We start from the raw sequence: 9,668 nt of genomic DNA, 5'->3' as shown, positions 1-9,668 counted from the left end.
GAAAAATAACTTGAGTCGGAAACCGTCTGTCGCCCAGGAGAGGGGCCAGGCGAAGACTGCAGTCGGCGGCATGGATGGCATGAGCACCCGCGATATCCTCGAGCGGCTGATCGGTTTTCCAACCGTCAGTCGCGATTCGAATCTCGATCTCATCGAATTCGTCGTGGAGGTTCTTCGCCGGCACGGGATAGCTTCGCACCTCATCCGCAGCGAAGATGGCCGCAAGGCAAATCTTTTCGCGACCATAGGCCCAGATGACCGTCCGGGGGTCGTGCTGTCCGGCCATACCGACGTGGTGCCCGTGGACGGGCAGGAATGGTCATCGCCGCCATTCAGTATGACGGAGCGAGACGGACGGCTTTACGGGCGTGGAACTGCGGATATGAAAGGCTTCGTCGCCAGCGCGCTGGCCGCCTGTATAAAAGCATCCTCCATGGATTTGCAAACGCCTCTGCATCTGGCTTTGTCCTACGATGAGGAACTGGGTTGCCTTGGAGTCCGCAGCCTGATCGAATTCCTGGAAAGCGTGCCTCATAAGCCTCTGCTGTGCCTTGTCGGTGAACCTACCGGCATGCAGGTGGCGACCGGCCACAAGGGCAAGGTCGCGGCCCGCGCCACCTGCAAGGGGCGGGAGGGCCACTCTGCTCTGGCGCCTCTCGCCCTCAACGCGATCCATCTCGGCTGTGACTTCGTCACGGCATTGCGCCAGGAACAGGAACGTCTTTCTGCTGGAGGCGCGCGTGACGATGATTACGATGTCCCATACACGACCGTCCATGTTGGCAGGATGAATGGCGGCGTCGCGCTGAACATCGTCCCCAATTTGTGCCAAATCGACTTCGAGATCCGCAATATCGCCGGCGACGATCCCGGAATGATTCTCGACCGGCTTACATCAGAAGCCGGGCGTATCGCGGAGAAGGCCACGTGCGTCGCTTCCGAAGCCGCCATCGATATCACGGTTGTCAACGCATATCCGGGCCTAGATACACTGGCCACGTCGCCGGCAGTGGATTTCGTTCGATCGCTCATCGGCACCCAATCCACCATCAAGGTTGCATTCGGCACGGAAGGCGGCCTTTTCGACAGCGTTGCCGGCATACCCACTGTCATCTGCGGGCCGGGATTCATGGAGCAAGGTCATAAGCCGGATGAATTCGTCAGCGCAGACCAATTGATCCGTTGCGACAATATGTTAGCAAATCTACTGATGAATATGACGACGAGCTCGATGCCTTGGTCGCAACCCTACCAGGAGTGAGCAATAAAATTCACCGGAAGAAAAGAAGCGAGCGATAACTCGTCTGCACCGCATCAAGGGGCAGGCAGAGCCCAAGAACGTGCGATTGAGGCTGGCACCGATTGCGCCGCTCTCCTTCAGCAGATTGTAGCCATGCGCGGCGGTGCCAACGGACTGATGGCTGAAGTAATGGAGAGTCATCTCCGAGAGACTTTCAGTCCGGATGTCGACTCGGCTGACAAGGATAACCTCGGCGTCTATGATGAAAACGTGGAAGGTGTGATGAAAATTGCGCGCAGATATTTAGGTAGCGCGGGTCGGTTTTCCGGCGCTGTTTAGTTTACTCAACGAGGCGCAGGCACTTTTGCGGATGCGTTTGTTTTTTGTCCACATACACTTGGCATATGCAACCAGGGGACTGGTTTATACAACCTGGTATCTTGCCGACTCGGGAGGAATTTATGATTGTCAAAAATTTCGAGTATCTCCTCGCGCTTGCTCACGAAGGACATTTCGGCCGAGCCGCCAAAAGCTGCAACGTGTCGCAACCCACGCTCTCCGCAGGAATCAAGCAATTGGAAGAGGACTTGGACGTCCAAATTGTACGGCATGGCCGTCGCTATGATGGCCTGACGCAGGAAGGCGAATCCGTGCTCGCCTGGGCGAGGAAGATGTACAATGATTGCGATGGGCTCGAGCGAGAGCTTTCGGCGCTCAAGAAGGGCCTGGAGGGCCAGTTTCGTCTCGGTGTCGTTGCTGGCACGTCGGTCGTTGCTCCGATTCTGAGCGTGGCGCTTGCAGAGAGAATACCCCTTCTCGAACAATCCATCTCGGCGTCTCAAACCGAGTCACTGTCGAACGCCCTTCTGGCTCACGAAATGGATATGGCGCTGACATATCTCGAAGACGTGTCTGAGGACGACTTCGACACCCATCTTCTCTATCGCGAAGGCGTCTTCCTGTTTCAGGTAACCAAAGAACGGCAGCCAAGAAGGGTCCCATGGGATCATGTCGTAAGCATGCCGCTGTGCATCCTGAATTCCGCACTACCTAACGCCGCGCAATCTCAGCTTTCGCGGTGCGCAGCCAAAACGATCCGAACCAACGCCGTGGAGGTTCTCGCCGCGCATGTGGCGACAGGGCGTTACGCGACCGTTCTTCCACAATCGCTTGTTACGTTTCTGGCTCACATTCCTGACATTCGGGCAGTCGCGGTCTCGGGTGAAGGGTCACATGCCAACGTGGGCTTCGTTGCCCCGAAGGGCGGACTGAAGGCGACCGCTTCGGCCGCGCTCCTCGAAATGGTCCACACTCCCGAGCTTGCCGCTTCGATACAGGAAGCCCTAGCGCTGCATCGTCAGTTCCAGCCCGAAGAGGGCTGAAACTGAGGCAGAGAGCGCCTCGTAGAACGCTCATAGACATTTCCTATCTCCAGATAGAAACTTCGAGTTTGCCGTCGCAAGTCGAAACCGCCATGCTCCGCTGACAGTAATGGGAGGTTGGAATCGTTAGACTTGCACGCGGCGATTCTATTCGTCGGGTGCGCCTGAGCGCGCCAGTCATACACTTAATCATTACTGAAGGAAGGCTTAGAGACCCAAGGAGATAAAACGATGGCCCCAACGGGAAATAGGATTGTCACTTTCGAAAAGCCCATGGAAATGAAGGTCAATACCTTCAAATTTCCGGAACTCGTCACCCCTCAGGGAAAAAGCGCGCCCCATGGCGTGATTCTGAAAATTGTCACCACAAACATTTGTGGGAGCGACCTCCATATATATCGCGGCTCGTTCGAAGTTCCCAAGGGAATGACGATGGGTCATGAAATGACCGGCGAAGTCATCGAAGTCGGTTCCGACGTCGAATACATCAAGAAAGGCGACATTGTTTCCGTTCCTTTCAATGTGGGCTGCGGACGCTGTTACAACTGCAAGCACATGCGCTCGGATGTCTGCGAGAACACCAATCCGGAAATGGATTGTGGCGCATACGGCTTCAATCTCGGCGGCTGGGCTGGCGGACAGGGCGATTACCTGTTTGTGCCCTACGCCGACTTCAACCTGCTGGTATTCCCCGACAAGGATGCTGCTCTCGATAAGATCCGTGATCTCACGCTTCTGTCCGACGTATTGCCGACGGCCTTCCATGGCTTTGCCGGCCCTGACTGGCCCGCGGCGCCAGCCTATGTCGTCGGGGAAAACGTGCTGATCTTCGGTGCCGGCCCGGTCGGTCGAGCCGGCGCTGCCTGCGCAAGGCTTTTGGGTGCCGGCGCCATCATCGTCGCCGACTACATCCAGGAACGACTCGACCTCCTCAAACCTCATGGGATTGAGACAATCAATCTTTCCGATGGTGTTCCGATCGAGGACCATCTTGAGCGTATCACCGGGAACAGACAAGTCGACCGCGTTATCGACTATGTGGGCGTGGATTGCCGGGGATTTGGTGCAGAATCCGACAAGATCGTCGAAAGTGCCGTCACGAATGCCTTGCTCAAATATGTTCGCTTCGGCGGAATGACCAGCACGGTCGGCGTCTACTGCGCCAATCCGATTTCGAAAGATCCAAAAGGCAAGAAGGGCATCATGGATCTGGAGTGGTCGACGTCCTGGATCAAGTCGCCGCGGATGTCTGCAGGTCAGTCGCCGACAGCGAATTACAATCATGCTCTCATGCGAGCGATCCTGAACGATCGCATGCCCTATCTCTCGCCGATGATGAATATCAAGTTCATCAAGCTGGAAGACGCTCCGCAGGCATACAAGGAGTTCGATGCCGGCTCTGCATTCAAGTATGTGATCGACCCGCATGGCTCGGTAAAACACTGAATTACTTGAATGGCGCGTTCATGAGGTCGTCTCTCACTGTTTTTGGTGGGAGACGGACCGTTTGGACGATTACCGCTCTGGAAGTGAGTTCGCTGGTTTGAATGAATCACCGCGAGCTCCGAAGAGGCTTCCCAAGCCCCAAACCCAAAAAAATGGTCGCCCCTACAACCTCCCTTCATTTTCAAACCATGACATAGAATTTTATCTTGCATACTCCACGGGAGTATAGTAATCGATACTCCCATGGAGTATGAAGGTGTCGCCGTCAGCGGCGACCAATCCGCATTCCAGCAAGTTCTCAATGTGTCCATTCAACCAGGCAGGAACACGCAAATGAAATCACGCGCCGCAGTCGCCTTCGAGGCAGGAAAGCCACTCGAAATCGTCGAGCTCGACGTCGCCCCTCCCCAGAAGGGCGAAGTTCTGATCAAAGTTACCCACACCGGCGTTTGCCATACGGATGCCTTCACCCTGTCCGGCAACGATCCTGAAGGCATTTTCCCGGTGGTTCTCGGTCATGAGGGCGCTGGTGTCGTCGTGGAGGTCGGTGAGGGCGTCACGAGCGTCAAGCCGGGCGACCACGTTATCCCGCTCTACACGGCCGAATGCGGCGAATGCGAATTCTGCCGCTCGGGCAAGACCAATCTTTGTGTCGCCGTTCGCGCCACTCAGGGCAAGGGTCTGATGCCGGACGGCACCACCCGCTTTTCCTACAAAGGTCAGCCCATCTATCACTACATGGGCTGCTCGACCTTCTCCGAATATACAGTCGTGGCGGAAGTTTCTCTCGCCAAGATCAATCCCCATGCCAATCACGAGCACGTCTGCCTGCTTGGCTGTGGCGTTACCACCGGCATCGGTGCAGTCCACAACACTGCCAAGGTCCAGCCGGGGGATTCCGTCGCGGTATTCGGCCTCGGCGGTATCGGTTTGGCTGCGATCCAGGGTGCGCGTCAGGCCAAGGCCGGGCGGATCATCGCGATCGATACCAACCCGACCAAGTTCGAGCTGGCGCGTCAGTTCGGTGCAACCGAATGCATCAACCCCAAGGACTACGACAAGCCTATCCAAGAGGTTCTGATCGAGATGACGGGCTGGGGCATCGACCACACCTTCGAATGCATCGGCAACGTCCATGTCATGCGTGCCGCGCTCGAAGCTGCACATCGCGGCTGGGGTCAGTCGATCGTCATCGGCGTCGCTGGCGCAGGACAGGAGATCTCGACCCGGCCGTTCCAACTCGTCACGGGCCGCGTCTGGAAGGGATCGGCCTTTGGCGGTGTCAAGGGACGGACCCAGCTCCCCGGCATGGTCGAGGACGCAATGCGGGGTGACATCGACCTTGCGCCTTTCGTCACTCACACGATGGGTCTCGACGAGATCAACGAGGCGTTCGACCTGATGCACGAAGGCAAGTCGATCCGCACCGTCATTCACTACTGATTCATCAACCACCCAAAAACAGTTCAACAGCAAGTATCAAGGAAACTTAAAATGGCTGATCCAGTTATCTCCGGCAACGGCGTCTTTTCGCACGTCTTTCTCGGCGCCGCCGACATGCAGAAGTCGGTTGCGTTTTATGACGCCACCCTGGGCGCACTAGGCGTCAAGAACCTTGGTCCTTTTGGCAACGGCTGGGTGCTTTACGGCCGTGACAAGCCGGCATTCATCATCGCCCGCCCCGGCAATGGTGAAGCACCCTCCAGCAATGGCGCGACGGTCGGCTTTGCTGCCGCCACGACTGCTGAAGTGGATGCATTCCATGCAGCCGGCCTTGCCGCAGGCGGCACCGATGAGGGCCAGCCCGGTCCGCGTGGCCACCTGCCGGGTGCCTATGCCGCCTACCTGCGTGACCCGGCTGGCAACAAGGTCTGCGCTTACACCTTCGTCTGAGGGTAAGCGGCACGGCCCATACCGGGGACCATTTTGCCTCGAACGTTATGGCGTGCCTGTTCATACAGATTGAAGCATGGCCGGGGACGGAGTCTACGGCCATGCTTCGCACCAGTTTGGATCTCAAGTCCACCGCCGAAGTGAGGAAAAAATATGGAACGTGTCGAACATCACGCCAGTTTCGGCGGTTCGCAAGAGGTCTATCTACACCAGTCTTCTACCCTGGGCTGCGCGATGAAGTTTGGCGTATATCTTCCGCCCCAGGCGAAGCGCGGTAAGGTGCCGGTGCTTTACTGGCTCTCCGGCCTTACCTGCACAGAGCAGAACTTCATAACCAAGGCCGGCGCGCAACGTTTCGCTGCCGAGCATGGTATCATCGTCGTCGCGCCCGACACCAGTCCGCGTGGCGAGGGCGTTGCGGACGATACCGCATACGATCTTGGCCAAGGAGCCGGATTTTATGTGAATGCGACCCAGCAACCGTGGGCCGATCACTACCGCATGTATGACTATGTCGTTGATGAACTGCCTGCGTTGGTGGAGGCCACGTTCCCCGCAAATGACCGTCGGGCGATCTCAGGTCACTCAATGGGAGGGCATGGCGCTCTGATGATCGCCTTGAGAAATCCCGGACGCTACAGGAGCACATCCGCATTTTCTCCCATCGTGGCGCCATCGCAGGTGCCATGGGGACAAAAAGCTTTTACGTCCTACCTGGGCGATGATCGCGAAACCTGGAAGCAATACGATACGGTCGAACTGATCAAAAACGCCAGGGAGCGTTTGCCCTTGCTCGTAGACCAGGGGTTGGATGACGAGTTTCTTCAGGAACAGCTTCGCCCAAACCTGCTGCAGGCTGCGTGCGATGCGGCGGGACACAAACTCGTTCTGAACCAGTGGCCCGGCTACGACCATAGCTATTACTTCATAGACAGTCTTATCAGCTACCACTTCGCGCATCATGCTGCGGCGTTGTCCTGATTAACAATCGGAGAAAAGACCATGCGACAGGCAGCAACGAGGGACGGGCACGGATACTCAACGGTTGATCGCGAAACCGGCGCCACTCAAAGCGCTGCTGCTTCGCGCCCTCGCGTCGTTGTGGTCGGAGCCGGATTTGGCGGGCTGGAAGTTGTCCACCGCCTCGCCGGAAAAGGGGCTGAGATCACGCTCGTCGATCGCCGCAATCATCACCTGTTCCAGCCTTTGCTCTATCAGGTCGCCGGAGCTTCGCTTTCGACATCCGAAATCGCCTGGCCGATCCGATCGCTTTTCCGCAAGCGACCGGATGTACGCACGCTTCTCGCTGAGGTCGAGGATGTCGACACGCAAACGCGTCAGGTGATATTGGATGATGGTTCGAGGCTCGCTTACGACATCCTCATCTTAGCGACTGGAGCGCGGCATTCCTATTTCGGACATGACGAGTGGGAACCTTTTGCGCCGGGTCTCAAATCGCTCGAGGATGCGACGACTATTCGCCGCCGTGTTCTGGCTGCATTCGAGCGAGCCGAGCGTGAACCGGATCCGGCACGGCGGGCCGCCCTGCAGACCTTCGTGATCATCGGTGGTGGCCCAACTGGCGTCGAATTGGCTGGCACGATCGCCGAACTCGCCCACTTGACACTGAAACGTGATTTCCGGTCCATCGATCCGAGCGCGACCCGCGTTGTTTTGATCGAGGCCGGACAGCGCCTGCTTCCGGTTTTTCCCGAGAAACTTTCCGAATACACGCGGAAATCCCTCGAAAGGCTGGGTGTGGAGGTGAAGCTCGGCAAGCCGGTCACCGCCTGTAGCGCCGACGGCGTGATCGTCAACGGCGAGGACATCGCAGCAACAACGATCCTGTGGGCTGCGGGCGTGCAAGCATCGCCGGCGGCGCGCTGGTTGAATGCCGAAGCCGACCGCGCTGGCCGCGTGATTGTAGGACCGGACATGACGGTTCCCGGTCACTCCGACATCTTCGTAATCGGTGACACGGCAGCTTCGACCGGAGCTGATGGAAAACCCGTTCCTGGCCTTGCGCCCGCTTCCAAGCAGCAGGGGCAGTATGTAGCGCGTCTCATCGGCCAGAGGATGAAGGGGCTGAATGACGAAAGGCCCTTTCACTATCGGCATCAAGGAAATCTGGCGACGATCGGCAGCAGGCTTGCCGTCGTCGACATGGGGCGCTTCAAATTGCGCGGTGCTCTGGCGTGGTGGATGTGGAAGCTCATCCACATCTACTTCCTGATCGGCGCGCAAAACCGGCTTAGCGTTGCACTGAGCTGGATGTGGACGCACAGTATCGGATATCGTGGCTCACGTCTCATTACGAATGGCAATCTCGATCATCGCGATGCGTCAACAAGGAAACCTACGGAAGGAACGTCGATTGAGTGAAGAGGGCAGCGCTTCGCAGGGTGGTTCGAATGTCTATGGTATCCCCGCCTTCGGGAACAGGCAGGTCGCCATCGACGAAGTTCATGCCCGTCCATATCTCCTGATCGAACATCCGCGTGCCCTCGTGCAGCTCGCCTTCATGAACGAAGGCAATCCGGCGAAGGATAAGGTGACGCTCGCGGAAATATCGAGCCGAATGGGCGTGTCGTTGCCGGATCAGAACACGCCCCATCACGGTCTGACGTGGGATCAGGGCGACCTGCACTGCGAAAAGCACACGGAATTTTCGACCTACCTGTGGAGCGCGCCCCTCGATCCCGACACGGGCAAGCTTGCCGGCGAAGACCCGTTCAGGCATGGGTTTACACCCCCAGGACAAGTCGTTTGCGGCATTCGGCTGGACGTGGTGGCGTGGACGGAGGAAACTGCGAAGTACATTGACCGTTTCGATCCGATCAGCCGGTGTCACTCGCTTGTCGAGGATGGCATGGCCGATATCGTCACCGACTTTCGTCAGGATGCCGATGGGCTGACCCGCATTCTCATCCTCGATCGCGGACTGACGCCGATACGGCTTGGTGCGCTGGCTCAGAGGCTTCTCGAAATCGAAACCTACCGGACGCTTGCCCTTCTCGGCATTCCGCTGACCCAAAGGCTCGGACCACATCTGCGCGACATCGAGAAGCGCCTTGCCGCCATCACGGACGAAATGCGTCAGTCCGCGCGCCGTAACAGCGAGGAACTGCTTTCCAAATTGACGGACCTGTCGGCCGAACTGGAGGCCGAAACGGCGTCGAGCCTCTATCGCTTTGGTGCCAGCCGCGCCTATTATGAAATCGTCGAGGAGCGGCTCGCCGCGCTCGGCGAAACCTTCGTTCCCGGCTGCTACCGCTGGCGCAGCTTCCTTCATCGCCGGATTGCGCCGGCGATGCGGACCTGTCGGACCATCGAGGAGCGCCAAGCCAACCTGTCTGACAAGCTGGCGCGCGCCACCTCGCTCTTGCGATCCTGGATCGATGTGCAGCTCGAACGGCAGAACAGCGATTTGCTGGCCTCGATGAACAATCGGGCGAAGCTGCAATTGCGACTTCAACAGACAGTGGAAGGTCTGTCTGTCGCCGCGATCTCCTATTATGTGATCGGGCTCTTGGCCTATCTCATCAAAGGTCTTCCGGGCCTTCACGATGTTGTGGCGCCCGAACTGGTGATTTCGGGGTTCGTTCCCGTCGTACTGGTTGCGATCTGGTGGACCGTTCGGCGGATCAGGCATTCTCATAACGACCATGGACTGCCAACCCCGAAGGATCGAATATGATCGGGCGATC

General features: G+C 57.8%; 8 protein-coding genes and 1 pseudogene. All 9 read left to right on the top strand.

Going from position 1 to position 9,668, the window contains the following annotated elements:
- The first annotated feature begins 79 nt into the window (after positions 1-79).
- The 9 genes and pseudogenes from argE (at position 80) to GB927_RS32135 (ending at position 9,658) form a co-directional block, all read left to right on the top strand.
- On the top strand, positions 80-1,261 hold the full coding sequence (argE, locus tag GB927_RS32175) for an acetylornithine deacetylase (RefSeq protein WP_256121269.1): 1,182 nt from the start codon (positions 80-82) through the stop codon (positions 1,259-1,261).
- Between the two features lie 34 nt (positions 1,262-1,295).
- Positions 1,296-1,579, top strand: a pseudogene (locus GB927_RS32170) (metal/formaldehyde-sensitive transcriptional repressor).
- Between the two features lie 122 nt (positions 1,580-1,701).
- Positions 1,702-2,622 (top strand): LysR family transcriptional regulator, encoded by a 921-nt coding sequence (locus GB927_RS32165; protein ID WP_256121265.1) that lies wholly within the window; start codon positions 1,702-1,704, stop codon positions 2,620-2,622.
- Between the two features lie 273 nt (positions 2,623-2,895).
- Complete coding sequence (locus GB927_RS32160; protein WP_256121264.1) at positions 2,896-4,068, top strand: glutathione-independent formaldehyde dehydrogenase; 1,173 nt, start codon at positions 2,896-2,898, stop codon at positions 4,066-4,068.
- Positions 4,069-4,401: 333 nt separating this feature from the next.
- Entirely contained in the window at positions 4,402-5,511 is a 1,110-nt protein-coding gene (locus tag GB927_RS32155) for an S-(hydroxymethyl)glutathione dehydrogenase/class III alcohol dehydrogenase (protein WP_062654201.1), read from the top strand.
- Between the two features lie 51 nt (positions 5,512-5,562).
- The gene (locus GB927_RS32150; protein ID WP_256121263.1) at positions 5,563-5,961 is read left to right on the top strand and encodes a VOC family protein; all 399 of its coding nucleotides are present in this window, start codon (positions 5,563-5,565) and stop codon (positions 5,959-5,961) included.
- A gap of 153 nt (positions 5,962-6,114) precedes the next feature.
- Positions 6,115-6,942: an S-formylglutathione hydrolase gene (gene fghA, locus GB927_RS32145; RefSeq protein WP_006470590.1), complete on the top strand. Its 828-nt coding sequence runs from the start codon at positions 6,115-6,117 to the stop codon at positions 6,940-6,942.
- Between the two features lie 21 nt (positions 6,943-6,963).
- Positions 6,964-8,343, top strand: coding sequence for an NAD(P)/FAD-dependent oxidoreductase (locus tag GB927_RS32140; protein WP_256121262.1), 1,380 nt, complete (start codon positions 6,964-6,966; stop codon positions 8,341-8,343).
- Positions 8,336-9,658 carry a DUF3422 family protein gene (locus GB927_RS32135; RefSeq protein ID WP_256121261.1) on the top strand — a complete coding sequence of 441 codons (1,323 nt, stop codon included), beginning with the start codon at positions 8,336-8,338 and terminating at the stop codon, positions 9,656-9,658. The genes GB927_RS32140 and GB927_RS32135 overlap by 8 nt, the downstream gene beginning before the upstream one ends.
- Positions 9,659-9,668 lie beyond the last annotated feature (10 nt).

Source organism: Shinella lacus, assembly GCF_010994755.1.
GTDB lineage: Bacteria > Pseudomonadota > Alphaproteobacteria > Rhizobiales > Rhizobiaceae > Shinella > Shinella lacus.
This window is presented reverse-complemented; position numbering and strand designations above follow the sequence as displayed.